This window comes from Roseomonas sp. WA12, assembly GCF_054165765.1.
This window is the reverse complement of the sequence record NZ_JBSTUI010000003.1, coordinates 97,472-122,848: the sequence shown is the minus strand read 5'-3', so window position 1 is coordinate 122,848 and position 25,377 is coordinate 97,472. Positions and strand designations below refer to the sequence as shown.

Sequence of the window (25,377 nt, the reverse complement as noted above, 5' to 3'; positions counted from 1 at the left end):
CCCAAGCTACCCGTCGAGAGCGGCCCAGTGGCATCAAGCCTCCCGCCAGGGTTTCTGCGCCCAGAGCTTCCAGAATTCCGCCTCCCGCCCCAGGGTGAAGGCGCGGTATTCATTTCCCAGAATAGCCCGGATGGGCATGCCTAGCCGATCCGCCTCCGCCAGGAAGGCCGGGTCTGCCAGGAGGGTGCGGTAGGCCTCCACCAGTCGGCCAAGGATCTCGGCGGGCAGGCCGGGCGGGCCGCATATGCCCCGCTGGGCGCCGCCGCCGGAAAGGGCCACCCCGGCCTCCTGCAGGGTGGGCACCCCCGCCGCCTTGTGCCAGCGGGCGGTACCAGCCTGGGCAAGGCAGCGGGAGCGGCCGTCGGTCAGCCCTTCATAGCCCTCGCTCATGTTGTAAGAGCCGAAGTCGAGATGACCGCCGAGCAGGGCGGTCTGCATGGGTGCAGAGCTATTGAACGGCACGTGCACGAGCCGCGTGCCCGGCATTTTCTGGGCGATGTCGAGCACAAGAAGATGGTCATCCGAGCCAACGCCGGTGGTGCCGTAGGACAGGCCTTCCGGCTTGCTGAGTGCGGCCTGCAGCAACTCCGCCAAGCTGTGGTAGGGCGAGGCGGGGCGAACCCAGATCCCGCCCGGGTCGTCCACCACGTTGGCGATGAAACTGAACTCGCCTGCCCTGTACCTAGTCGCCCGCTCGATGGGGATGGTGACGAGTGTGGGGGAGGTGACCACCGTCAGCAGATAGCCGTCCGGCCGGGCGTTGAAGACAAACTCGTTTCCTGTCTGGCCGGAGGCGCCGGGACGGTTGGAGATGATGAAGTTGGAGCCGGGCAGGAGCTTCTGCACAAAGGGCAGCGTGGCGCGCGCGATAAGGTCACTGCCGCCACCGGGTGTGAACGGCACCAGCACCTCGATCGGCCGTTCCGCGGGCCATGCGCGCTGCGCGAGGGCCGGCGCTGCGAGCACCGCGCCGAGAGCGGCCGCCCCTAGGCCTCGCCGCGTGATGGCCCCTGATGGTGACCTTCGATCGTCCATGGCTTCCTCCCTGTTCGTCCGCTTTGGGCGCGACCTTGCTGCTTCCTAGGCGGCCTCCAGCACGACCCCTACGCTTGCGGCCGCCTTGCCGATCTCGCGCCAGGTGGTGGCGTCCACGGGGATGCCTTCCTGCAGGCGCTTGCGGCGGATGGCGCGCTCGGGGTCGCCCGCAGTCATCACTGGCCTGTCCGGATCGATGGCGGCGGCTGTCTTCATGTGCGCGACCACCGATTCTACCTCCCGCGCGAACCAGGGCAGGTCCACCACTTTGCCGGGATTGATCATGATGGCGGTCAGGCCGTTGATGATGGCGGGGTCGGCCGCGTCGGCCCGCTGCGCGGCACCACCACCGGCCAGCGCGCCGCCCAGAAGCTCGCAGATGAGGGAAAGGCCCGAGCCCTTGTGCTCGCCAAAGGGAAGCAACGCGCCGCGCGGCCCATCCCCGTACAGCACGTCCGGGTCGGTGGATGGCTCGCCCTCATGGGTAATTATGGAGCCGGGCGCGACGTGCCGGCCCTCGTTGCGCGCCACGCGCACCTTGTTGAGCGCGATCCGGCTAGTGGCGAAGTCCAGCACCACGGGCGTGTCGCCATGCGGCACGGCGATGCAGATCGGGTTCGTGCCGGTGCGCGGCTCCCGCCCGCCATGGGGCGCAACGCGCGGCGCGCCGGAGATGCCGTTGACGAAGGCGAGCATGATAAGCCCGGCAGCCGCCGCCTGCTCCCCGTAGGAGCCGACGCGGCCGACATGGTGGACATTACGCAGCCCCAACAGGGCGAGGCCGTTCGCCTTCGCGGCGCCGATGGCCCAGTCCGTCGCCTCCCGCGCAATAACTTGGCCGAATCCCATGCCGCCCTCGACCACCGCGATGGTAGAATCGCATCGCAGGAACTCGGCATGGCGGTTGGGGTTCAAGCGGCCGGCGGCGATATTACGGACATAGGCGGGCAGCACGCCCACGCCGTGGCTGTCATGCCCGCGCAGGTTGGATTCGATCAGATGGTCGCCGACGATCGTCGCCTCCCCCGGCTGGCAGCCCGCGCCGCGCAGCACGCGGTCCACCTCGGCGCGCAGCCGTTCCGTCTCGATCAGCATGTGTCTCGCTCCTCCCCTTCCCTGTCCTCGTCATTCCGCCGCTACCAGGCGGGGTGCACCACGTTCTCCAGCGGCCTCCCCTCAGCCAGCCGCCGGATGTTTTCCGCGATGAAGGCGTAGCGCCGCACCATCAGGCCCTCGGTCCAGCCGGAGATGTGTGGCGTGGCCCGCAGGTTCGGCAGCTCATGGAAGGGAAAGCGGGATGGCGGGCATTCCGGCTCGCCCGGAGTCGGGTAGCGGTACCAGACATCCAGCGCGGCCCGCGCGATGCGGCGGTCGCGCAAGGCGTCGTAGAGCGCCTCCTCCTCCGCCACCTCAGCCCGGGCCACGTTCACCAGCAGGGCGGAAGGCTTCATCGCCGCCAGTTCCGCCGCCCCGATCAGGCCGCGCGTGCTCTCGTCCAGCGGGCAGCACAGCACCAGCACGTCGGTGTCGGGCAGCACCTCCGGGAGGCGGGCGACGGGCAGGCTGCGATCCGCCGCCACATCCGCCTGCCCGCGGCGGGTCACGGCGGTGATCCGCATGCCAAGAGCCCGCGCCCGCACGGCGATCTCCCTTCCGATATGGCCGAAGCCCACCAGCGTCATGGTCCGGCCATGGGCCTCGCCGTGGAGGGGACGGTTCGGATGGATCGCAGCCCAGCTCCTGGCGTCCAGCCGGGGCGGCAGGGCACCAAGTTCCAGCACGTGCTCGAGCACGGTGAAAAGCGTGTATTCCGCGATTGGGATCTCGTGCTCGAACACGTTGCAGGCGGCGCAGTCCCGGGGAAGCGCCTCCAGCGCGATGCCGTCCATCCCGGCGCCGGGAACCTGAAGCAGCCGGGCGTCGAGCCGCCCCGCCTCCTGCTCCGTCAGGCGGTTGGTTACGAGCACATCCGCGCGGATCGGTCCCTCCGCCGGCGGGCGCTCCAGCGGCAGGATCTCGTGATGGGGCCCGAGCAGGGCACGGAGCCGGGGTGCCTGCGCGGCATGCGCTCCGAGGAGTTGGATCAGCATCGGGCCACCACCTTTCCTCCGCCATCCGGCCCGCCCTCTCGAAGGCTCGAGTGCTCCGGCGCTCCATGACAAGCCTCTCGGGCACGGCTCACGGCGCTGCGCTCTCGCGGACCACGGCATCGGGCCGTGACCTCACGGTTTCCTGCAGCTTCGTGCCGAGCCCCGGCGCCGTCGGCGCCTGCACCATGCCGTTCCGCAGCACCGGCAGATCGGTGACCAGATCGCGGTACCAAGTGGCCAGTGTTGCGCGAACCACTTCCTGGAAGATCGCGGTGGGCGCGTGCAGCGCGAGGTGCAGCCCCGCCATCAGCGTGATGGGGCCGGTGCAATCATGCGGGGCGAGCGGCTTCGCATAGACCTCGGCCAGGGCCGCGATCTTTCGGCCCTCCGTCAGCCCGCCGCACCAGGCGAGGTCGATCATCACCATGTCCAGCGCGTCCGCCGCCAGCAGGTCGCGGAAGGGCATTGCGCCGCCGAGCGTCTCGCTGCCGCAGATTGGTGTGCGGGTCTGGCGGCGCAGGTCGGCCAGGACGTGGACATCGTCCATCTTGGCGATGGGGTCCTCCGCCCAGAAGACGCCAACATCCTCCAGCGCCCGGCAGATGCGGATGGCGGCGTGGCTGGACCAGAGGCTGTGCAGCTCCGCCATCACCTCGATCCGTTCACCGACCGCACGGCGGATCTTGCGGAAGGGCTCGATGCCAGCCCTCAAATCCTCCAGCGTGATCAGGTGCCCACCCGAGGCCTCGGCATAGATGTCCAGCGGCCAGATCTTCATGGCCGTATAGCCCTCGGAGAGCAGGCTCTCCGCCAGCCTGCCCGCATCCTTCATGAAGGCGACCTGGTCGTCATAGGGCCCTGCCGCGTCCTCCTGCCCGGAGATGGCGCGGCGGCCGCCGCTGGTATTGTAGGCGTAGCCCGCGCAGGTGTTGTAGGCGCGGATTTCCGTGCGCACGGCGCCGCCCAGTGCCTCGTGTACGGGGATGCCGTGGCGCTGGCCGGCAAGGTCCCACAGAGCGATGTCCACGGCGCTGGCGGCGCGCACCTCGGCACTCGCGCTGTGGAAGCCGAGATAGGGCGTCATCAGATGGCGGGAGACCTGCTCGATGCGGCGGGTATCCTTGCCGATCAGCCACGGCACCACCTGCTCATGCAGGACCGCTTCCACGGCCGGGGCGCCACGGAAGGATTCGCCGAGGCCGGTCAGCCCCTCCTCCGTCTCGATCTCCACCCAGATGAGGTTGGGGCGCTCGGCGATGCGGATGGTGCGAAGGCGCGTCACCTTGGACAACGGCTGGTCTCCTACTCGGCGCTGATACGGTTGGTGCGGATCACCTCGCCCCAGCGAGCCGCCTCGCGGCGCAGCTGATCGGCCATGCGGGCGGGCGGGCCGCCCAGCGGAACCACCGCGGCCTCCTGCAGCCGCCGGCGGATAGCCGGGTCCTCGAGCGTCTTGTTGAAGGCGGCATTCAGGGCGTCGAGCGTCGCCTCCGGTGTGCCGGCGGGCGCAAGGAAGCCGAACCAGCTGTCGATCTCCAGCCCATGAGCCAGCTCGGGCAGGCCGGATTCACGGAAGGTCGGCACGTCCGGCAGCTCGGGGATGCGCTCGTTGGAGACGGCGGCAACGGCGCGCACCGTGCCGGCGCGGATCTGCGGCAGGATGGAGGGCAGGTTGTCGAAGAAGACATCGATCCGTCCGCCGACCAGGTCGGTGATCGCCGGACCACTGCCGCGATACGGGACGTGGATCCAGTTGATGCCGAGCAGTCCGCGCAGCAGCTCCGGCGCCAGCTGGTTGGACGCACCGACACCGGAAGAGCCGAAGGTGACCGTGCCGGGCCTTGACCGGACGAGCGCGATCACCTCCGCAAGGTTCTTGGCTGGCAAGGCATTGCTGACGGACATCACGTTGCGCACGGCCCCCGTCAGGATCACCGGCGCGAAGCTGCGCTGCAGGTCGTAGCCAGTGTTGGCGTAGAGGAAGGGGTTCGCGGCGCAGGTGCCGATGGTGCACTGGATGAGTGTCGTGCCGTCCGGCTGGGCTCGCGCCACCTCGGCCGTGCCGATATTGCCTGCCGCCCCCGCCTTGTTCTCCACCACTGCGCCGGCAGGCAGGTAGGGCGTCGCGCCAACGGCGAGGATGCGCGCGACGATATCGCTCGTCCCGCCGGGCACGAAGGGCACCACGATCCGCACGGGTCGGTTCGGGATCTGGGCCGTCGCTGGTGACGTCCAGACGGCATAGACAGCGAGCAGGGTGGCCACGGCACCACCCAGCCCCATGCGGCGTCTCATGGCGCGTCCTCCCTATTGTCTTGCTCCGCCCAAGTTTACCAGTCCCGCCGACTTGTCAATTCTGATTGCAATCCAGGCGCTTTACAGGACAGCTTTTACAACTTGCTGTTTGGCCAGGCGTCGTAGAGGAACAAGGCATGGATCAAGCCGCGCGACGGCCGCTCGCCGAGGAGGTTTATGATCGCCTTCAGGACCTGCTGGGCTCGGAGAGCTTCCCGCGCGACTCCCGCCTTCCGGCTGAGATGGACCTGGCGCGCCGCTTTGCGGTTTCCCGCCCCGTGTTGCGCCAAGCCCTCGCCCGCCTTCGGGCGGAAGGCCACGTGGTCTCCCGGAAAGGATCTGGCAGCTATGTCCGGACCCCGACGCGGCCTACCGCGCCCTGCTTTGGTCCGCTGCACAGCATTCCCGACATGCGCAGCTTCCTGGAATTCCGCTGCAGCCTGGAAAGCGAGGTTGCCGCGCACGCCGCGCGCCGGGCTGATCCTGCCGCCGTCGCCACCATCAGGCAGGCCCTTTTGCGCCTGAAAGAGGATCCAGCATCCCTGGAGGCCGACGTCGATTTTCACCATGCCATTGCGCGAGCGGCGGGTAATCGGTTCTTCCTGACGACGCTGGCGGCGTTCAGGGAGCAGATGATCTCCGGCATCCGCCTGACGCGCGAACTCGCTGGCCGGCCAGAGGGTGACCGCCGCCCCGAAATTGCGCGCGAGCATGCCAGCATCCTCGAAGCCATCGCGGCGGCGGATGAGCAGGCCGCGCGACAGGCCATGGCAGATCACTTGCATGGCGGCATTCGACGTCTGTTTGGAGCCTGACGAAGGATGCAGCGCGGCCTCTTGCTCAATGCAGAGATCTGATGCCGTCCGCATCGGCGAACATCTCAAAGCAAACCTCGTTCATCGGCTCGCTTCTACCGACCAGGCCGTGAGCGGGTTCAATACTACGCTGAGGGTCGATGGAACTGCAGCTGGCGCATTAAGTGCAGGTAAGTCGTGTAGCCGAACGGCGCCGTAGTAGACATCGGCGTTGAAGCTCCTATAGCGGTCAAGGAGCTGCTGGAGCTGTCTGGGACGGGCATGGCGGCCGGCAGAGGTACCCGAGGATTTTGCGGGCGACGTAGCGCTTGAGGCATCGGATGATCTCGGACTTCGTCTTGCCCTCGGCGGTGCGCCGCCTGACATAGTCAAGGGTGGGCTGGTGGGCCCGCATGCGGACGATGACGACGCGATAGAGGGCGGCGTTGGCCTGCCGGTCACCCCCGCGGTTGAGCCGGTGTCGGTTGGTCTTGGCGTTCGAGGCCGGGACGGGACAGGCGCCGCAGAGTTTGGCCAGCGCAGCTTCGGAGTGGATGCGCTCGGGGTTGTCGCCGACGAGGATGAGCATCTCGGCCGCGGTGCCCGTTCCCATGCCGTGGGCCTGTAGCAGCTCGGGTGCAAGGCTCTGGGTCGACTGTGTTGCACGAACCAGCTTGGAGGCGCAGTCGACGAGCGGCAGGGACGGGATCACGCGAGCCGGACATACTCCGGGCGTCCAAGCTCAAGCATGCGGTTCAGCACACTGACAGCGACGGCCACCTCGGTCGCGCGGCGCCTGTCGGTGCGCGACCGCAGCGCGCCGCCGATGACGCGCTTGAACCTGCTGATGTCCGCCTCGACCAGGGCGCGCCAGTTGTAGCCGGACGCCTTCTGCCAGCTCATGCGCCCCCGCTCCGCGATGGTCCGAAGATGTTGGTCCCGCTGGGTCGGCGCCGTCTCGGCCGTGGCGCTTGGCACAGCACTGGACCTTGGTGGAACGATGACAGCCGCATCGGGACACCGCGCCGCCACCTCAGCCTAGACGCCGTCCTGGTCGTAAGCGCCGTCGGCAGTGAACGAGGCGATTGGGTCAGCGACCTGGTCGAGCAAGGGACCGACCTGCGAGGCGTCATCGATGTCGTTCGTCGTCAGGGTGGACGCGACGATCCGCCCGGTGTCAGCGTCCACACCGATGTGCAGCTTGCGCCATGACCGGCGTGCCCTGCTCCCGTGCCTCTCGACCAGCCACCCGCCGGGGCCACATAACTGCAGCCCCGTGCTGTCGACGATCAGGTGTATGGGACGGGTGCCGGATTGGCGCTGCGGCACCTCCAACGTGTCGGCCCGGCGGCTCAGGGTCGTGTGGTCCGGCACAGCCAGGTCGAGACCGAGCAGGGCGATGATGGAGCCGATCAGGCCTTCGGTCTGACGCAAGGCCAGGCGGAACACGGCCCGAAGCGTCAGGGCCGTGGAGATGGCCAGCGCCGAATACCGCGGCTGTCCGCCGCGCGTGGTCCGGGGCTCGGCTTTCCAGGCCGCGATCGCCGCCTCCGTGAACCACACGGTCAGACTGCCACGCCCGCGCAGGGCGGCGTCGTACTCCGCCCAGTTCGTCGCCCGGAAACGCTGCTTCGGAATGTGCTGGCGACGGTCGACATCGGCCTTGAAGGGCAAGCTGCGCTCTCCTGGAGGATGACCGGCCGTCGACCCCTCAGGATCCTAACCTACCCAGATGGCCAGACCGATCCGTGCACCACAGTGTTTGGCAGCTCTAGCCTCGGTCACGAGGCCAGCCTCCGCCTTCACCCTGAGTAAGGGTTCGGGGCCATGGTCGTGCCGCAACTCGCACCGCGTCCCCCGGGTTAAACCCGTGAACACGAACCTCGAGGAACGCCCCATGAGCGACCAGAACGAACGCTCGCTGGTGCCAGGCAACCGCCTGCCGTCGTCGCCCGACGTGACCGAGGGCGGGCCGCCGCCGGCGCCGACCACGCACGGCCACGGCTCGCCCAAGCCGGCTGCATCCACCGCCGCCGATGATGACACTCCGAACGACGACACCTCCACCGCCACGGCCGGCAAAGCGGAGAAGGACCACGCCGCCGCGGCCGGCGCCGAGAAGACCCAGTCCGGCCGCGGCCACCGCAAAGACTGAACGCGGCCGGGGCGGATCCCGGCGGGCAAACTGCCAACGGGTTCCGCCACGCCGCCGCTGTGGGGTCGGCCCCGGACGGCGCGCCGGTTGAAAGTTCGCGCCGAATCTTGCCCTGAGGAAAGCGGCGTGATGTGCCGACCTCCCGCCGACAGCCGGCGGTGGGGGCTGACGACGAAGGTGTCCGACGACGGCCAGCATCGGCCGTCGGCTCGGCGATTTGAGCGGCCCTGCACCGCCTGGGCGGCAATTTCCGCATGTCGGAAGCTGACAACGCCATGCGAATGGCCGGACGACCGCTGAGCCAACGGGCAAAGATGAGCATTCGAGGCGGAGGGCGCCGCGCTTCGCAGCGTGCGCTGCGGGGCAGCGCCGCCTCACTGTCTCAGGGCGCATTTTTAAGGAGGGATAGTCCGGGCTGGAACAGGCGGCGCTGCAAGCCGGTCAGCCTCTTCTATGTGCTACATGTCTCCGGCTGCACAGGCGCGGACATGAACCAAGATCAGCTGCTCGACTCCCGGACCGCCTGGGCTCGCCTCTGCGTCATCGTAGCGCTCTCGACAGTCGGCGGAGTGGGCATGTGGTCCGCCATCGTGACGCTGCCCTACCTGCAGGCGGAGTTCGGCGTTTCCCGTGGGGCCGCATCCTTCGCCTACACGCTCACCATGCTGGGGTCCGGCGTTGGCGGCATCCTGATGGGGAAGCTCTCCGACCGGCTGGGCCCGATGAGGCCGCTGCTGGGTGCCACGGTGGTCCTGGCCTGTGGGTACGTCCTCGCGGGGCTGTCGCCCAGCTTCACCGCCTTTACCCTGGCGCAGGGCCTGCTCATCGGGATGCTTGGGTCCTCCGCGGTGTTCGGACCGCTGATGGCGGAAGCCTCCCTTTGGTTCCGGCGCCGCCGGGGTATTGCCGTGGCCATCGCGGCGTCCGGGAACTACCTGGCGGGGGCCGTCTGGCCACCCATTCTGAGCTGGCTGATCTCGGCGCATGGCTGGCGCACGGCCCACCTGATCGTCGGCGCCACATGCCTTGTGCTGATGCTGCCTCTTTCCCTGATGATGCGGGCGCGCGCGCCAGGGTTCCAGGGTGGAGCGTCACCACAGGTCTCGGACGGGGTCAGGCCCCTGGGCCTCTCGCGCGGGGGGCTGACGTTCATTCTGGCCGCCGCCGGCATAGCCTGCTGCGTGGCCATGGCCATGCCGCAGGTCCACATCGTCGCCTACTGCGGCGACCTCGGCTACGGCGTCGCGCGTGGAGCGGAGATGCTCTCGGTGATGCTCGCCTGCGGGATCGTCTCCCGCCTGGGATCCGGCTTCATCGCCGATCGCATCGGCGGGCTTCGAACGCTGCTGCTCGGCTCCGCCCTGCAGGGATCTGCCCTGTCGCTCTTCCTGTTCTTCGATGGGCTTGCATCGCTCTTTGTGCTGTCGGCCCTCTTCGGCCTCGTCCAGGGTGGCATCGTGCCGTCCTACGCCGTGATCGTGCGGGAGACCTTCCCCGCTTCCGAGGCCGGGATGCGGGTCGGCATCGTTCTTATGGCGACCCTCGCCGGGATGGCCCTGGGTGGCTGGCTGTCCGGCGTCATCTTCGACGCGACCGGCAGCTACGCTGCGGCGTTCCTCAACGGCATCGCCTGGAACATGGCAAACGTGCTGATCATCACGACACTGGTGTTGCGCAGCCGCACTCGCCTTGCCGCCGCGTAGAATGAAGTCAGGGCACCCGATTAGGAAAAGTTATCGGAGTTCATCATAGGTGTTCAGCCGCCATCGCCGTGTTTGGCCGATATCGGCACTTCCGTTTCTGGACAAAGCCTTCGGGAAAGCAGCAGCGAGGAGGCGACCCTTCCCGGATGGTCTCTGACCTTGTCTTTGTCAGATGCATGGCCCTCCCAGCCAACTTTCTAAACAGGAAAGTAAAGATCCCGATCGAGCTGCATCGGTGGCCCAGATGCACCCATAGCAGTCACATTCAGTTGGAATTCCCGCACAATGTTCTCGTATGAATTTCGAGGGCAAATGGCCGTTTGAACTCTCGCGATATGATAATCTCCACGGTACTCAACTCGATTGCGCAGCACGACGTAGAGATTAGGATTGATGGGATGTTGCTTCAGGCCCCACGACGCTGGCGAGACTATTTCAACGCAAATTTCGGCCCCAGAAAACCCGTCCAGATCGAGGTTGTAACGAGGGATTACTGCCGCCAGCGATGCGCGCCATACTCGAGACTCCATAAGTCGTGGAAGCACGTCAGAAAGCGGTGCGGTTTGATCAACAATCCTTCGTCGACTAATCGAATCTAAGATATAAACTCCGACAGCCCCCAACTCTTCCGAAACGAAAAAATTTGGCTTCTCCAATACAATTCGATCGAGAAGTGGTACAAGTCGAACGCTCGACAGGCCTCCAGGAGGCCTATCGCGATGCAGTAAGACGTTTGCAAGCCATGCATTTGGGTTCGAGGATAGTGCCGTTGCAACAGCAACTGGCGCCGGGTATGCCGAGAGATACGATGCGAGCCGATCGGAATTTGGCTCACGCACGATGTGGTATGCGCAAAGATATTCCTGAATGGACAGGTGAGAGAATTCGAATCTGTCCCGAGACACGTCAACAATGATCCCGGTGTGGCTTTCGATTTCTTGCGCCACCAGTAGAGCTTCAGACTTCGGTAAGTTGAACCGCTCATGGTTTTTCTCGTAGAAATCATGAAAACTTTGTGCAGTAAAAGATTTATTTCCTTCCTCGTAGGTGACGCTGTACGCCAAGAGCGCAAGAAAATCCACCTTAGCCTCAGCTTCGAATTGTGAGTACACCGATCGACGCACTAATCCTCGACGCCTATCCCATTCCTCCAAAGCCAGTAACATGAAGCGACGGTAAACATCTACAGCTCGCTCGGGCAAGCGCTTCCGATCTTCGAATATGACCATCAAATAAATGAGAAATAGGGGCCTGTTTGCCAAGTCTCTATACGGAACCTCAAGTATTTCTTCGCGGAATTTTTTGGGGTCGCTGAGCGTCATTTCGCTTATTTGAAAAATCTGTTCATCCGAAAGCGGAATAATCTCAAGAATATCGAAACCTTCGACGGTTGCGTTATAATCGCCAGACCTGCAGGTTACAATAATCTGCGATGTATGAAGCCGGTTTGCCATTACACTGAGTGCTGCGACCAAATGCGCTCGCAGCTGAGTGTCTACCTCATCAAGGCCGTCCAGAAGCAGCAATGCACCAGTCTCATCTAAGACGGTCAGCACAGCATCCTCGAGTTGTTCACCACCAACGAAATACCGCGTTTCTTTCACGCCACTTTCGTTTTTGTCTTCGACCCTATCAATGCGTAGTCCAAGACATCTTGCAATGGCAACATAGATATTGGCATCATTCGCTAGGTCTCGAAGGATCAATCTAATAGGATAGTTGAGAGCGTCCCCATGATCTCCTTCAGTCAACATGTGCCGTACTAGGCGCTTAAACGTTGTCGTTTTGCCGGAACCTGGATCTCCTAACAAAACGATATGTCGCCCACTTCCGAGTATGCCGAGCTCATCTGTGGTTTCCATCGGAACAAACGCCCGTGAGAAACGCCGCGGAGCGTTCGAGATCTCAAGGCTGATTGTACGCTCACTGGTATTCAACGCACCTGGCATTTCAAATATCTGTACCCGCGCACTCCAAGCCTCAATCTCTTTGAGGTGAGACGAGAGGTCAGGTCCTCGGTCAGCCTGTGGAAGGCGAGCTAACTTCAGAAACTTAAGCAGCAGATCTACGCTAGACTTAATAATAGCTGGCGTAATCGCTGCATCGATTGCCACTGCCTACACTCCGCTGTTAGCCTAGTTTGTAGCCTAGCCTAGGCGCTTGGGAGTTCGGCTTGCAACTGTGACATTTTTCCGCATCTGAGTTGGCGAGAAATCTCCATGATGGACGCTCACCAGCCAGCCAGCCAGCCTGACAGGCTGGCACCCGAAGAATCAACTCCGCTGCTTATAGGGGAACGGCCGTAATGCACGGTCAATAAACACGCTCGACCGGTGGACGAAGCAGGCCGGATTTAACCAGCATCCTGCTCATGTGGGAAGCTCACTTGTCTTGAAACTGCTCCAGACCACTAGGGCCCAAAGTCCGCAACGAATTAATGACTGCCTTCGGGGAGTTCCTCCTGGTTTTTTTGTCGGAGCTGGGCGCTGAGCCGACATGGTCGGGTTTTGGCCGATAGCAGGTATGCAGCTTTAAGGCGTGGAGTGCAGCACAGCTATCGTTGACGCAGCGGGCCCTGCGCGCCCTACCAGCGCGGTTCTATGCTTCAGGTATTTGCATTTTGCAGCGCTTAAGAAATTTTTCAGAAAATGTGATAACTGGCTTTCTGCTACCACGCCCAACAGAGTAAGTGTATATTTTCACGGTGGCGGCATCGAGTGCGGCGGCCATGTCGGGCTTAAGCGGATCTGTGTCGGGTAAGAGCATCACCGGTTCAAGTCCCGGATCGAGTCCAATCAAAAACGGATAAAGTTTGAGCTGTCCCACAGCTTCGTAAAGATCATGCGCAACTATTCCGGTCTTTATCTCAATCAATAAATTCGCTGCTTTAATCATGCCGTCCACGGCAAAGCCGCCTCTGGTAGGTTTGGTCAGCTTTTCCCCAATCTGCTGCTTGAGTGCCTCCCAAACGTAGCCCTGCAACGCACAGACCTCGCTGTTGCGGCCATGACGTTCGACCAAGACGACGCGTCCCTTCTCGTCCATGCCCAAGCTGTAAGGTTCTTCTTTTGCTGCTTCCGTTTTCCCTCCGCCCGCTCTCAATCGCGCGTTCGCGCACGCCAACGCAAATGTAGCAGTCTGCTCAACAATTTCTGCCGGGCTGGCACTAAGATCAGCTACAACGAACCACTGGCGTTTTGACGTGACGCCGGAGACAGTTACGGGAACGGGCGAAAGTTCAGAGAGAAAAGCAAATTCGCTCCGAATCTCTCTCGAGAGAGCGTTTTTTCTTAGCCAACCTTCTCGTAGTAAGAGCAGCCTGCCTTCGTCGCGCCCGATGACTGTCAGCTTGCCTTTGTCTGCTTTGAACGTATCCGGCTGTACAATCTTGACAATACCACTGCCGAAACTTGAGTCGGCGCCCAGCATCACTTGGTTTGTGATGGTTCCGGGGTCACCATGACCGTAGTTCGTAAAGACGATACCCTTGCCCTCAATGATCCAGCCATAACCGCGAAGCGAGCCGCCACCGAGCATTGCACTAGTCCACAACCGAAACGCACGGTCACTCTCTTCTTGGCTTGTCAAAAGCTCAATCATCAAATTCCCCTTTCAGTGAACCTCTTGGCTACCCAGTCGCCTGCAGATGATTGCTGACCCAACGTCATCCGGCAGAGCGGGAAAGGTCTCCTGCCCTCATTTGGTATGCTTAAAGCTGGTCCAAGGCACGCGGACAGGACCCGACCTGCCTACCGGCGCTCGCGCAGAGAGACGCCTAATAACTCAAGTAGCATGGCCGACACTATGATGCCTGAAAACTCTGTGAGGAACGGCCTCCGCCGTTCCTCACAGAGCGGTTGATAGAGTACACCCGGGACTTGCGTAGGGATGGATGACCGCTCAGTCTGGAACGTACCAACTACTCCCTGAACCGCTATTATATTCGAAACTTCGTGGAGACCGAATGGCAACGCCGTGCTCGCCTCTAGGAACGCGAACCAGAATGCCAGGCAGCGCCATGGCCTTGCGGAAGAGACATTCAGAAACAAGCATTCCTAAACGCCTTTGGCTGCTACCGCCGATGAAACTGCTGCATTCGGGCGACGTAAGAGGACGAGTGAACCGCCGCTATGGGCGCTTAGCGGCACATTCCGTGCTCTCTTCGGCGCCGGTGGTTTGTGCCGTCAGGAACAGATTTAGACGGGCGGAGCTCATGCATCGAGGCGGTCTGAACTGCATTGGCTCCTAGGTGTACGGTCCCGGGGTGTGGTGTGAAGGATCGAGCCTGAAGCGTTTGGGCTCTTTCGTCCATGTTTGGTGGATGAATTCGTTGGGTGTGAGGCCGCGCAGGGTCTTGAGCCGACGGGCATGGTTGTAGGCATCGACGAAGAGCTGGAGGTGGGACCGCAGCTGCTCGTGGGTGTCGTAGTGGTACTGCTTGACGGTGGCGTCCTTGATGGTGCGGTTCATCCGCTCGACCTGACCATTGGTCCAGGGGTGATTGATCTTGGTCAGCCGGTGCTCGATGCCGTGCTGGCGGCAGACGCGGTCGAAGATGTGCTCTGTGTCCCAGATGTCCTGTTTGCGCGGGGTGAACTGCACACCGTTGTCGGTCAGCACGGTATGGATGCGGAAGGGGATGGCCTCGATCAGCTCGCGCAGGAACTCAGCAGCCTCCATCTTGCCCGCGCTCGGGACTAGGCGGACGAAGGCGAACTTGCTGGTGCGATCAATGGCCACGAAGAGGCGCAGCTTCCCTTCTTCGGTGCTGACCTCGGCAAGGTCGATGTGGAAGTAGCCGATGGGATAGGTAGCGAAACGCTGCCGGGCAGGCTTGTCCCCGCCGACCTGGGGTAGGCGGCTGATGCCGTGCCGCTCCAGGCAGCGGTGCAGGGTCGAGCGCGTGAGCTGCGGAATGGTGGGCTGGAGGGCGTAGAGGCAGTCGTCCAGCGGCAGCAGGGTGTGCCGACGGAAGGCGACGACAATAGCCTCCTGCTCGGGTATCAGGACGGTGGAGCGGGGCTCCTTTGGCCCCATGGCGGCATCGGCCGTGGTGGCCCGCTTGCGCCATTTCTGGACCGTGGTGGGGCTGACGCCGAAGCGCCGGGCCAGGGTCCTTACGCTCTCTTGTTGTAGCTGGATCGCGCGACGAACCGCCTCCGTCGTGCGGGCGCAGCCGTGAAGAACCTGGCCCATAGCGCGTCCCTCGCAGCATGGTGGTCAAACGTACCACCACACCCTGGGACCAAACACCCCTAGAGTGGCCCCATTTCGACCGGACAGCGTTGTCAGGCCCCAATCCCTCCCCTTCCGACCCCGTCTCGAATGCCGCCCTTCAAAGCCTCTGGCTCTAGTTTCACCAGCTGTCCGTAAATCCTTGGATCCGGACGGCCACCCCTTTCGACTTTGGTCCAGCGTTAGCCGAGGGCGAGGTCCCCGATGTAGTTATCGAGTGGGTGGAAGGCTGTCGCGGCCTCTCGAAGCTCGCGTCCAGCATGGGACCAGTACAGCACCGTGACGGGGAAGCCGTCCGCGACCAGCTGCGTCACGGCGGGCTCGTAGTCGCCGTCGCCCGCTACCAGCGTGATCCAGTCCTGGCGCGGGTTGGCGAAGCGGTAGGCGTCCCGGCACAGCCGCGTCACCAGGCTCGTGTCCACCCGCTTCTCCTTGCCCGAGAAGCCCCGCTCTACCGTGACCAGCTCGAAGCCGGCCCCGGCCGCGTGCCGCCACACGCCCTCGTTCGTGTCCGTGGTGCTGCCGAAGAGGACGGCCCTGACCGGCGCCTCAGCCTGGGTCAGCAGGGCCATGAGGCGGTAGAGGTCCAGGCGGTACTCGAAGTCGAGAATGCCCCGTTGCCGGGCATCGTGCAGGCTCCTGGCCATGCCGCGGGCGACCGCGCTGACCTTCTGGGCCTCGATAAAGAGGTTGCTGCTGTCGATGTAGGCGAGGTGGGTCAGGAAGAGGTCCCAGTAGTGGCGAGGGCGGGGACGGAGCAGCTCCGGCTCGGTGCCCCTGGTCATGCTCGCCCGGAACGCCGGGAAGCACCATCTCTCCCGCATGTGCGCCCCCCGCGCCTGTCTCCAGCCCGACCGGGGCTCGGCCGGGCTGGTGGAGCAGGTCACCTACCACAACGCCGGGAACGGCTTCCTCGTGCTTCGCGTTGAGGCGCGCGGGCATAAGGCCCCGTGACTGTGGTCGGGCACGCGGCCAGCAGCCGCGGCTCTAGCGAAGGGCGGCAGACCTCAGCTCCAGCGATGGTCCTGGACCGCCTTGCCTCGCAGTCCGGCCAAATACAGACAGGCGAGTAGCCCGCCGGGCAGGAGAGCGTGGAAGATGCCGCCACTAGGGACGTGCGCTGGCCGAGCCGCGTTCAGCTGGCAGATCGCAAAGGCGACATCCAGGCCGACTGCGCCCAGACCCGTTTTCCATTAGAAGCCCAGGTAAGACGCCGTGTCGATCATGCCCGCCATCAGCCAGTGCGGCCGGTGGCATGGACATGGCCGGCGGTCACGGGGGCGGGCGGGGAACACGCGGCGGACGAGATCGACCGCTGCCTCCATGCCATGGTTCGGGACCACCCTAGCCGTAGACTGTTTGTTGCCCATGGCGGACCCTGCATAGAGCAAGGCGGTGACGCCTCCGCCCCATTCTGAACCATAGCGCCGCCTGGGCGATGAACCGGACGCACTCCGGCACGCACCCGAGACGAAGCGGCAGGAACCGCCCCGACTATTGCGCGTCGTTCCGTTATCGTTTTTTCTAAGGCAAAGTGAGGCGAGGGCGCGGTCGGTGGCGGGAACCTATACAGTCTATTTCGCCACAAACCGCATGCCGATCACCGCAGGCGCAGGCGAGCCTATTACCGGCTTTTCCTCCGACCTGGGCCCTATCGACGGCACCACTATCCGCTTCGGAAGTGCTCGGGTTCAGGTAACAGGCGGCAAACCGACTTACGTGGAAGGCTCCCTGCACGTAGAGGACGAGCAGCTCACCGGTCCGGCTATCGTGGTGGGCAGCGCCACCATCTTTGAGAAGCTGCGAGTGGATATGAAGGACGGCGGCAAGCCAACCCTCGTGCTCATCCACGGCTTTTCTAACAGCTTCCAGGACGCCTTGGAGCGGGCCGGCACCATCCGCGACTTCTACGGCATCGACCTGAACCTGTTCGTGTTCAGCTGGCCGTCGCGCGGCACGATCGGTCCCCTACCGCTCCCGTATACCGACTACATCCACGACCGGGAGAATGCCCGGGCGTCCGGCGTGGCTATGGCGCGCTGCATGCGCATCCTCTTTGAATACGTCGACAAGCTCGACCCAGCACAGGTGTGCCGTCAGCCGATCCACCTCATCGCGCACAGCATGGGCGTCTTCGCTCTGCGACACGCCGTCCAGGCACTGCTGCTCGCCCCGGCATCGCCGCCCCGGGAATACGCGCTCCCGGCGGGGTCCCAGGACAGTGCAAACGGGATGGAATTGCCGGCGCTCACCGCCCTGCCGACCGAAAGCGCCGATCCGAACCGGCTACGGCGAACCTTCGAGGAGGTCATCCTTGCCGCCGGCGATGAGGACGAGGATGCTTTCGACGATGTGAGGGAAATGAAGTACCTGCCGCGGCTCGCCAAGCGGGTCACCGTGTATCACACGGACCGCGACTGGATCTTGTCGACCCTCAGCCGGTTCACCAAGTTCAATGGGCCACGTTTGGGCATGAACGGTCCTGACAACATGGGGTCGATCAGCGACAAGATCACAGCCATCGACGTGACCGATGTCATCGACCCGACGCAGGACATCCAGAGCCACCAGTATTACCGCATTTTCCCGGCGGTGCGCGATGATGTCGTGCAGGTCCTGCAAGGTGTGAGGCAGGAGCTTGTCACCGCGCGGACGCCAACTGCGACGCAGCGCTACTGCATTGTGAAGTCATACGCGCGATCGAAGTCGCGGACAAATAGTAAGCCGGGCTAGACGCCGTCGCCTGCGCCGTTCGGAGGCAACCTGGCCCGGTGAACGACACTAGCCATCGCAACCGATCGGCCGACGCTGATCAAGGCAAGAGCTGGAGGGCCTCGTGAGCTTTCTACAGATTGCGAGGGCGTTGTTGCAGAAATTAGTGTGAGGACGCGGTTAGGTCTTTAATGTCCTGATCAGGCGCGGGCGATTGTGTGGGGCATACCGAGGGCGTTGAAGGTGTTCAGGAAGGCGCAGCGGATCTGCACCTGAGCGACCGGGCGGGCGGGATCACGAGCTGACAGGCGTTCGAGGCGTGACATGGCGGTCTCGGCCCGACTACGCTGATGATAGCCGCTCCACCGCTTCCAGAGCCGCCGCCCGATGTGCCGGATCGCACGCAGCGTCTTGTTCCGCTCGGTTGCTCCGGTGGTCCGCCTTTTCCACGGCTTGCCGTTGCGGCGCGGTAGCACGACCAAGTCGGCCTGGCGGGCCGCAAAGGCCTCGTAGACGCCGCGGGTGTCGTAAGCCCCATCGCCGCTGATGACGCCGATCCGCTCGGCGTTCGGTAACTGCGCCAGCAGGCCCGGCACGATCTCGCCGTCCCCGTGCCGGTGGTCGGTCCTCTCGAAGGCCCGCACCTCGTGGCTATCCGCGTCGATCACCAGGTGCATCTTGCGCCAGATCCGGCGCTTGTCGGCGCCGTACTTTCTGACCTTCCACTCGCCCTCGCCGAGCACCTTGAGCCCAGTGCTGTCGATGACGAGGTGCAGTGGCCCGCCCCGGGGGCGGTAGGGGATGATGACGGTGCGGTCCTTCTGACGTCGGGAGAGGGTGCTGTAGTGAGGTGTTCGCCAGTCCAGCCCAGCCAAGTCGGATCAGGCCTCCCACCATGCCCTGGGCCGCCCGCAATGGGGGCTGGTACAGCACCTTCAGCGTCAGCACCGCTTGGATCGCAGCATCCGTGAAGACCTGCGGCCGACCTCGCTTTCCTGTCCCCTCGGCGGCGTGCCAGGCCAGGCCTGGCGAGATCCACACCGTCAGATCCCCACAGGAGATCAGCCCCCGGTCGTACTCACGCCAGTTCCGCGTCCGGTAGCCGGGGCCGCGTGCCGCCACACGCCCTCGTTCGTGTCCGTGGTGCTGCCGAAGAGGACGGCCCTGACCGGCGCCTCCGCCCAGGTCAGCAAGGCCATGAGGCGGTAGAGGTCCAGGCGGTACTCGAAGTCGAGAATACCCCGCTGTCGGGCATCGTGCAGGCTCCTGGCCATGCCGCGGGCGACCGCGCTGACCTTCTGGGCCTCGATGAAGAGGTTGCTGCTGTCGATGTAGGCGAGGTGGGTCAGGAAGAGGTCCCGGTAGTGGCGAAGGAGGGGACGGAGCAGCTCCGGCTCGGCGCCCCGGGTCATGCTCGCCCGGAACGCCGGGAGGCACCATCTCTCCCGCATGTACGCCCCCGCGCCTGTCTCCAGCCCGACCGCGGCTCGGCCGGGCTGGTGGAGCGGGTCACCTACTACAACGCCGGGAACGGCTTCCTCGTGCTGCGGGTCGCCGCTCATGGTCGGCCCCACCCTGATGCTCCTCCCAGTTCCACCCGGCTTCGCCATGGACGGCGGCCACGTCCCGCTAACCACGGGGCGGGGCTCACGCCCTGGGGAAGGAGAAGTGGCTGTGGCTGCACGGGCTGGCTGGGAGGGCCTCCAGGCTCGACAGCCCGCCGGGAGGGGTGGAGGCTCCAGGCACTCAACACGGAGGCCTGATTTGCCCAAGCCGCGCGTCGCCGTCCTCGGGCTCCACCTGGAGGTGAATGCCTTCGCGCCGCTGACGACGCGGCGCGACTTCGAGCAGCTCTCCTGGGCGGAGGGTGAGGCGATCACCGAAGGTGGACGCGCGGCCGTGACGGGGCTGCCGGCCGAGGTTCCGGGCTTCTACGGACGCATGGACGCGACCGGGGACTGGGAGCCGGTGCCGCTGATCGTCATCGCGGCGCCACCGGGCGGGATGATGGAGCCGGGGCTGTTCCCGGAGTTCCTCTCCATCGCGCGGCGGCGGCTGGAGACGTCGGGGCCGGTGGACGCCGTCTATGTCGGATCGCACGGTGCCAGCCGGTCCGTGGAGGAGGCGGACACGGACGGGGCGGTGCTGGCGATGCTGCGGGAGGTGGTGGGGCCGGAGGTGCCGATCGTGGGCACGCTGGACCTTCACTGCAACGTCTCGGACCGCCAGGCGGAGCTGGCGGACCTGCTGATCGCCTACCGGACCAACGCGCATGTGGACATGCGCGAGCGGGCGGCGGATGCGGCGGACGCCATTCGGGCGCGGCTGGTGGGAATGGGGCGCCCGGAGACGCACTTCATTCGGCTGCCGATGGTGGCGCCGAGCGTGACGCTGCTGACGAGCGGCGACCTGCCCTATGCGCGGGCGATGCGGGAGGCGGCGCGGCTGCGGGAGGCGGATCCGGATCTGCTGGAGATCTCGGTGACCGGTGGGTTCGTCTACTCTGACATCCCGAAATGCGGGCTCTGCGTCTGGGCCTCGGCGAGGCCGGGACAGGGGGTGAAGGCGCGGGCCGCGGCGGAGGCGATCGCGCGGAGGATGTGGGAGGAACGCGAGCGTTTCCGGATCAACCTTGTCTCCATCGGGGATGCGGTGGCGGAGGCGGTGGCGACGGGGCTTGATCCGTCGAGGCCGCGCATGATCCTGGCGGACGTGGCCGACAACCCGGGCGGTGGCGGCGGGGGGAACACCTCGGCCATCCTGGCGGCGCTACACGGGGCGGCGACGAAGGACGTGGTGCTCGGCGTCTTCGTCGACCCGGCGCTGGCGGAGGACATCCATGCGGCGGGGGAGGGGGCGCGGATCGAGGCGGTGTTCAACCGCGTGCCGGCGCCCTTCGCGGAGACGTTCACGGCGCCGGCAGTGGTGCGGCGGGTGTCGGATGGGCATGGCGTGGGGCGGCGCGGGACGAATGCGGGGCGCGCCTTCGACCTGGGGCCGGCGGGGCTGCTGGAGTTGGAGGGGAGCGGGATGCTCGTCCTCGTCGGCTCGCTGCGGCGGCAGTGGCACGAGCCGGCCATGGCGGAGATGATGGGCGTGGAACTGGAGGCGATGCGCTGCATCGTGGTGAAGTCGCGCGGGCATTTCCGCGCGGGATTCGGCCAGCTGGCGACGGATGACCGCATCCTGGAGGTGGACGGGCCCGGGATGGTGAGTCCCGTGCTGTCGAGGGCGCCCTTCACCGGGCTGATGCGACCGGTCTACCCGCTGGATCCGGAGACGCGCTGGGAGGGGTGACGGGGCAGCAGGGTTATTCGAAGATCCAGTCCTGGGCCCGCCCGATCCGCGGGGCCAGGGTCACGGCGCGTGTCACGGGACGCTGAAAAGTCATGACGTGGTCTTGCCCTGACAGCAAGGCGAGCCGGCTTCAGCTTCGCGCTCCCCCGAGCGTCGTGAACAGGCCCTGAATGTCGTTGGCACCAGGGATCGATGACGCTGATCACGGCGGGGGCGGCTACGCCCTGGGGAAAGAAAAAGTGGCCAGAGCTTGAGAGGAATGCTGGGGGCAGCGTGACAGGATCAGAATGCAGATGCCGCAGCCGGGTCTGGCCGGAAGCGGCAGTTCCGCTTCCGGCTAGAACTCCCGGAAAAGCGGCTGATAGGGGGAGCACAATCCTCGGCCGCTTCCGACCTGTTGCGAGCATTTGAGCGTGGTACAGGGGCGAGACCGCGGTCAGGAGAAGTTCTAGGATGTGTTAATGAGGGCCTTTTGGAACGATTGCAGCGCCGCGCCCGCCTCGCGCCACGGCATGGAAACGAGCCGCCCAGTCGTCGAGAGCGTGATCCATGCCGTCCGCAGATCGACACCGCCGAAGCAGATATTCGTGGGCATCAGATCCGGAAAGCCGACTGTGCCGAGGATCTCGCCGGAGGGCGACACCGTTGTGACCTCTCCGGAGACAAGCGTTGCCACGCAGACATTCCCCGCCGCAGTTACCGCAAGGCTGTCCAGTCGCCGAAAGCCTGGCAACTGCGCCACCAGCCGCCCGCCATGTGGGCTGGGCCATACATCCTTGCGCAACTCGCCCGGCCCGATCACCTCGAAGGCCCAGAGCCGCGCGGTCTCTGTCTCCGCCACGTAGAGCGTCCCACCATCAGGCGAGAGGCCGATCCCGTTCGCACCACCCGGCACCGGATAGGCTGCCTCGACAATCCGGCTGCCGTCCATGGCCGCCCAATACACTCCGCCGTGGTCGCGCTCACGCGCACGCACCTTGCCGAGGTCCGTGAACCAGAAGCCGCCGTGGCGGTCGAACACCAGGTCGTTCGGGCCGCGCAGCGCGTGCTCGCCGCAGCGGTCATACAGGCGAGTCACACGGCCGGTCGCAGGGTCGATGCGCTCGATCCGGCCAGTGTCGTAATCCGCGGCCTGTCCGTGCGGCCGGATCAGTCCGTTCCACTCCGTCCAGCTGAAGCCGCCATTGTTGCAGCAGTACAACTCACCGTCTGGTCCAAGTGCCAACCCATTGGGGCCGCCACCCGAATGGGCCAGCGTGGACGCGGTGCCATCGGGTGCAACGTGCGTGACGCGGCCGGCCGCGATCTCTACCAGCACGATGCTGCCATCCGGCATCGCCACCGGTCCTTCGGGGAACCGTAGACCCTCGGCGACGACACGAAATGTCGTCTCTATTCCGCTCGACAACGCTCTCTCCATTTCCTTCACCCCTCGCCCCGCCTGCCGGCCGAGTCCCGGGGAACGATGGGCCAAGGATTGCAGGGGGGTCTTCCCTATATCCGGGCTACGACAATCCTTCCCCCACGTTCAGCTGCGCGAGATGCCCACGCCAAGACCCCCGTCTACCATCAAGCAGTGCCCGTTCACGTATGATGCCTCATGGGAGAGCAGGAACAGCGCGGCGTAGCCAACCTCCCACCCCGTGCCCTGACGCCCGAACGGGACCATCGCGGCGCGATCCGCGCGGTTGCGACTGGCGTCACGACCCATGGGGGTGTCCATCAGTCCCGGTGCGATGCTGTTACAGCGGATGCCCCGCGGCTCCCCGGCGCGTGCGATGCTACGGGCGAGCGCGACCTGCGCTGCTTTGGAGGATTCGTAGGCGGGGTTGCGTGAGGTGGCGCGTTGGCTGGCGAGAGATGAGATGAGCACGATTGCCCCGCCCGGCTCCATCACGCGCAATCCCTCCTGCGCGAACAGCATATTGCTGCGAACGTTGACGGCGTATACGCGATCCCAGTCCTCCACCGTCAGCGCGTCCAGGGATTGGCGGCTGGAAACGCCGACGTTCAACACCAGGCCATCCAGCCCGGCTAGCAGGCCCTGCGCCTCCGCTATGGCGCGCCAGACGGCTTCAGGATCCGACACATCGGCAACAAGCGGGGCGGCGTGCCCACCATCACTCGCGATTATCCGGCAAGTCTCCTCCGCAGCAGAAGCGACTAGGTCTAGGCAGGCGATCGATGCCCCCTCTCGCGCGAAGAGCACGGACATTGCGCGTCCATTTCCTACCGGCGGATCGGATTCGTCACTCGCACGCTGGCCGCCGCCGACAACAAGGATGCGGCGCCCTGCCAACCGGCTGGAGCGAGGGCCGCGACCCAGCGTCTCTGGGTGCACTTGTCGGCAAGGGTCCAGCGCATCGGGGGCGTGGTTCACGCCTGGAGGATTCATATTGTCAACTCTCCTCAATCATTCCTGCGGCTGGGGCGAATTAACCGACGGCGCGCGCGCGCCCTTCCCAGAAGGGCGCGCGTAATGCCTTCTTGTCGGGCTTGCCGAGCACGGTGAGTGGCAGTTGCTCTACGAAGTCTACGGTCTTTGGCGCCGACACCGCGCCCTTGCGATCGCGCACATGGCTGGACAGCTCCGCGGCCGAGACCTCCATGCCGGGGCGACGTACCACGATGGCCTTTACCGCCTCTCCCCATTTCTCATCGGGTACGCCGATGACGGCGGCGGTGGAGACGGCAGGATGGGCGGTCAGCACGTCTTCCACCTCCTTCGGATAGACGTTGAAACCCCCGGAGATGATCATGTCCTTCTTGCGGTCAACGATGTGGAAGAAGCCACGCGCGTCCTGGCGTGCCATGTCTCCCGTGTGCAGCCAGCCGCTGCGCAGCGCCTCCGCGGTCTGCTCGGGCTGCTTCAGGTAGCCGGCCATGACCAGCGGTCCGCGAACGCAGATCTCACCTATCTCACCCTGTGGCACCTCCGCGTCGCTGTCGTCGAGCAGACGCACGGTGATGCCGGGATAGGGCTTGCCGGCGGAAGCAAGGATGCTGTCGTCGGGATCCTGATGGTCCTGGCGGGAGAGGGTGAGGATGGCGCTCGGGGCTTCAGTCTGGCCGTAGCCCTGCTGCAGGATGGGGCCGAACACGTCCAGTCCCTCGCGGATGCGCGCGGGCGACATGGGGGCGGCGCCGTACATCAGGGTTTCCATGCGCGAGAAGTCGGTACGGCGCGTGCGCGGATGGTCGAGCAGCTTATACACCATGGTGGGCACGAGGAAGGTGGAATTGGCCGCGTGCTCCTCCATCGCATCCAGGAATCGGTCGGTGTCAAAACCCTTCTGCAGGATGATCGTGCCGCCGCGCCACAGCACGGGAATGAGCGTGGCGCCGGCCCCGTGCGAGATGGGGGTAGGGCAGAGCAGGCGCGGCGCGTCGCTCCATGCGCGGCCGGCCATGAGCAGCAGGGTCTGCGTCATCACCGCGCGCCCGGGCAGCATCACGCCCTTGGGACGGCCCGTGGTGCCGCCGGTATAGGCAAGGCGGATCACGTCCTCCGCCGTGGCTTCCGAGGGGAGCGGCGCGGGGGTGAAGCGGGCAGCGCCGTCCCAGAAGCCCGGCAAGTCGCCGTCGCCTTCGTGCAGGGCCCAGTGCGGGATGCCCGGCAGCCTTTCGCGCAGCGCCCTGGCGCGTTCGGCATAGGCGGGATCGGCCAGCATCAGCCGCGTCTCGGCATGGTCGAGGATATAGGCGTGGTCCTCAATTCCCCCCATCGCCTGCAGCGTCATCGAGCGCAGGCCGAGCAGGTACGAAGCGGCCATTACGAAGAACACCTCCGGCCGGTTGCCGGAGAGCTGGGCCACCGTGTCGCCCTTCCGCAGCCCGAGGGCGCGCAGGTGCTGGATGGCGCGGCTGATCGCATCGCGCGTCTCGGCATAGCTGAACCGGCGCGCGCCGTCGATGAAGGCGATGCGATCGGGGAAGCGGTCCAGCAGGGTCACGATCATGTCGCCCACCGTGCCGCTGTCATACACGGAAGGGGCCTGCTGTCTCTCGCTCATCGCCTTTGTTTCCCCCCGCGGAAGCGACCGCTTGACTACGAAGCATCG

General features: G+C 65.1%; 18 protein-coding genes and 4 pseudogenes. 6 read left to right on the top strand and 16 right to left on the bottom strand.

The genetic code is table 11. The annotated features are described in order from the left end of the window. Positions 1–33 precede the first annotated feature (33 nt). From ACVBD7_RS26445 to ACVBD7_RS26425, 5 genes are all read right to left on the bottom strand, one after another. Complete coding sequence (locus ACVBD7_RS26445; RefSeq protein WP_458098497.1) at positions 34–1,035, bottom strand: tripartite tricarboxylate transporter substrate binding protein; 1,002 nt, start codon at positions 1,033–1,035, stop codon at positions 34–36. A 45-nt stretch (positions 1,036–1,080) separates the two neighbouring features. Continuing rightward, positions 1,081–2,130 (bottom strand): malate/lactate/ureidoglycolate dehydrogenase, encoded by a 1,050-nt coding sequence (locus ACVBD7_RS26440; protein ID WP_458098496.1) that lies wholly within the window; start codon positions 2,128–2,130, stop codon positions 1,081–1,083. 41 nt (positions 2,131–2,171) lie between these two features. After that, positions 2,172–3,125 carry a 2-hydroxyacid dehydrogenase gene (locus ACVBD7_RS26435; RefSeq protein ID WP_458098495.1) on the bottom strand — a complete coding sequence of 318 codons (954 nt, stop codon included), beginning with the start codon at positions 3,123–3,125 and terminating at the stop codon, positions 2,172–2,174. Positions 3,126–3,213: 88 nt separating this feature from the next. Next, entirely contained in the window at positions 3,214–4,416 is a 1,203-nt protein-coding gene (locus ACVBD7_RS26430) for a mandelate racemase/muconate lactonizing enzyme family protein (RefSeq protein ID WP_458098494.1), read from the bottom strand. An 11-nt stretch (positions 4,417–4,427) separates the two neighbouring features. Next, positions 4,428–5,420, bottom strand: a complete 993-nt coding sequence (locus tag ACVBD7_RS26425) for a Bug family tripartite tricarboxylate transporter substrate binding protein (protein ID WP_458098493.1) — start codon at positions 5,418–5,420, stop codon at positions 4,428–4,430. A gap of 137 nt (positions 5,421–5,557) precedes the next feature. On the opposite strand from ACVBD7_RS26425, the gene ACVBD7_RS26420 reads away from it, so the two are divergent. After that, a complete protein-coding gene (locus ACVBD7_RS26420) occupies positions 5,558–6,235 on the top strand; it encodes a FadR/GntR family transcriptional regulator (protein WP_458098492.1) in 678 nt (225 codons plus the stop codon). Between the two features lie 229 nt (positions 6,236–6,464). Here ACVBD7_RS26420 and ACVBD7_RS26415 read toward each other — a convergent pair. Then, positions 6,465–6,866, bottom strand: a pseudogene (locus ACVBD7_RS26415) (transposase); the annotation flags it as partial. Between the two features lie 56 nt (positions 6,867–6,922). Beyond that, positions 6,923–7,888: pseudogene (locus ACVBD7_RS26410) on the bottom strand (IS5 family transposase). Between the two features lie 223 nt (positions 7,889–8,111). On the opposite strand from ACVBD7_RS26410, the gene ACVBD7_RS26405 reads away from it, so the two are divergent. Together ACVBD7_RS26405 and ACVBD7_RS26400 are read left to right on the top strand one after the other, a co-directional pair. Then, entirely contained in the window at positions 8,112–8,369 is a 258-nt protein-coding gene (locus tag ACVBD7_RS26405) for a hypothetical protein (RefSeq protein ID WP_458098491.1), read from the top strand. 488 nt (positions 8,370–8,857) lie between these two features. Then, positions 8,858–10,072 (top strand): MFS transporter, encoded by a 1,215-nt coding sequence (locus ACVBD7_RS26400; protein WP_458098490.1) that lies wholly within the window; start codon positions 8,858–8,860, stop codon positions 10,070–10,072. A 197-nt stretch (positions 10,073–10,269) separates the two neighbouring features. On the opposite strand, the gene ACVBD7_RS26395 is transcribed toward ACVBD7_RS26400, so the two are convergent. The 4 genes from ACVBD7_RS26395 to ACVBD7_RS26380 all read right to left on the bottom strand — a co-directional run bounded on the left by ACVBD7_RS26395 (position 10,270) and on the right by ACVBD7_RS26380 (position 16,092). Then, entirely contained in the window at positions 10,270–12,186 is a 1,917-nt protein-coding gene (locus ACVBD7_RS26395) for an NACHT domain-containing protein (RefSeq protein WP_458098489.1), read from the bottom strand. 484 nt (positions 12,187–12,670) lie between these two features. Then, a complete protein-coding gene (locus ACVBD7_RS26390) occupies positions 12,671–13,672 on the bottom strand; it encodes a hypothetical protein (RefSeq protein WP_458098488.1) in 1,002 nt (333 codons plus the stop codon). Between the two features lie 645 nt (positions 13,673–14,317). Further along, entirely contained in the window at positions 14,318–15,268 is a 951-nt protein-coding gene (locus ACVBD7_RS26385) for an IS481 family transposase (RefSeq protein WP_458098487.1), read from the bottom strand. A 221-nt stretch (positions 15,269–15,489) separates the two neighbouring features. Further along, a complete protein-coding gene (locus tag ACVBD7_RS26380) occupies positions 15,490–16,092 on the bottom strand; it encodes an NYN domain-containing protein (protein ID WP_458098486.1) in 603 nt (200 codons plus the stop codon). A gap of 37 nt (positions 16,093–16,129) precedes the next feature. On the opposite strand from ACVBD7_RS26380, the pseudogene ACVBD7_RS26375 reads away from it, so the two are divergent. Then, positions 16,130–16,281, top strand: a pseudogene (locus tag ACVBD7_RS26375) (YrrC family ATP-dependent DNA helicase); the annotation flags it as partial. Positions 16,282–16,861: 580 nt separating this feature from the next. Beyond that, complete coding sequence (locus ACVBD7_RS26370; RefSeq protein ID WP_458098485.1) at positions 16,862–18,040, top strand: alpha/beta hydrolase; 1,179 nt, start codon at positions 16,862–16,864, stop codon at positions 18,038–18,040. Between the two features lie 179 nt (positions 18,041–18,219). Here the strand turns inward: ACVBD7_RS26370 and ACVBD7_RS26365 are convergent. Then, positions 18,220–19,141, bottom strand: a pseudogene (locus ACVBD7_RS26365) (IS5 family transposase). Continuing rightward, on the bottom strand, positions 19,081–19,581 hold the full coding sequence (locus tag ACVBD7_RS26360; protein WP_458098484.1) for a hypothetical protein: 501 nt from the start codon (positions 19,579–19,581) through the stop codon (positions 19,081–19,083). The pseudogene ACVBD7_RS26365 and the gene ACVBD7_RS26360 overlap by 61 nt, the downstream one beginning before the upstream one ends. 202 nt (positions 19,582–19,783) lie before the next feature. Here ACVBD7_RS26360 and ACVBD7_RS26355 point away from each other — a divergent pair, with 202 nt between their 5' ends. Beyond that, a complete protein-coding gene (locus ACVBD7_RS26355; RefSeq protein WP_458098483.1) occupies positions 19,784–21,316 on the top strand; it encodes a M81 family metallopeptidase in 1,533 nt (510 codons plus the stop codon). 448 nt (positions 21,317–21,764) lie between these two features. On the opposite strand, the gene ACVBD7_RS26350 is transcribed toward ACVBD7_RS26355, so the two are convergent. From ACVBD7_RS26350 to ACVBD7_RS26340, 3 genes are all read right to left on the bottom strand, one after another. Next, positions 21,765–22,712, bottom strand: coding sequence for an SMP-30/gluconolactonase/LRE family protein (locus ACVBD7_RS26350; protein ID WP_458098553.1), 948 nt, complete (start codon positions 22,710–22,712; stop codon positions 21,765–21,767). Positions 22,713–22,844: 132 nt separating this feature from the next. Continuing rightward, complete coding sequence (locus ACVBD7_RS26345; protein ID WP_458098482.1) at positions 22,845–23,711, bottom strand: SDR family NAD(P)-dependent oxidoreductase; 867 nt, start codon at positions 23,709–23,711, stop codon at positions 22,845–22,847. 40 nt (positions 23,712–23,751) lie between these two features. Next, positions 23,752–25,329 (bottom strand): AMP-binding protein, encoded by a 1,578-nt coding sequence (locus tag ACVBD7_RS26340; protein WP_458098481.1) that lies wholly within the window; start codon positions 25,327–25,329, stop codon positions 23,752–23,754. Between the last annotated feature and the right edge of the window lie 48 nt (positions 25,330–25,377).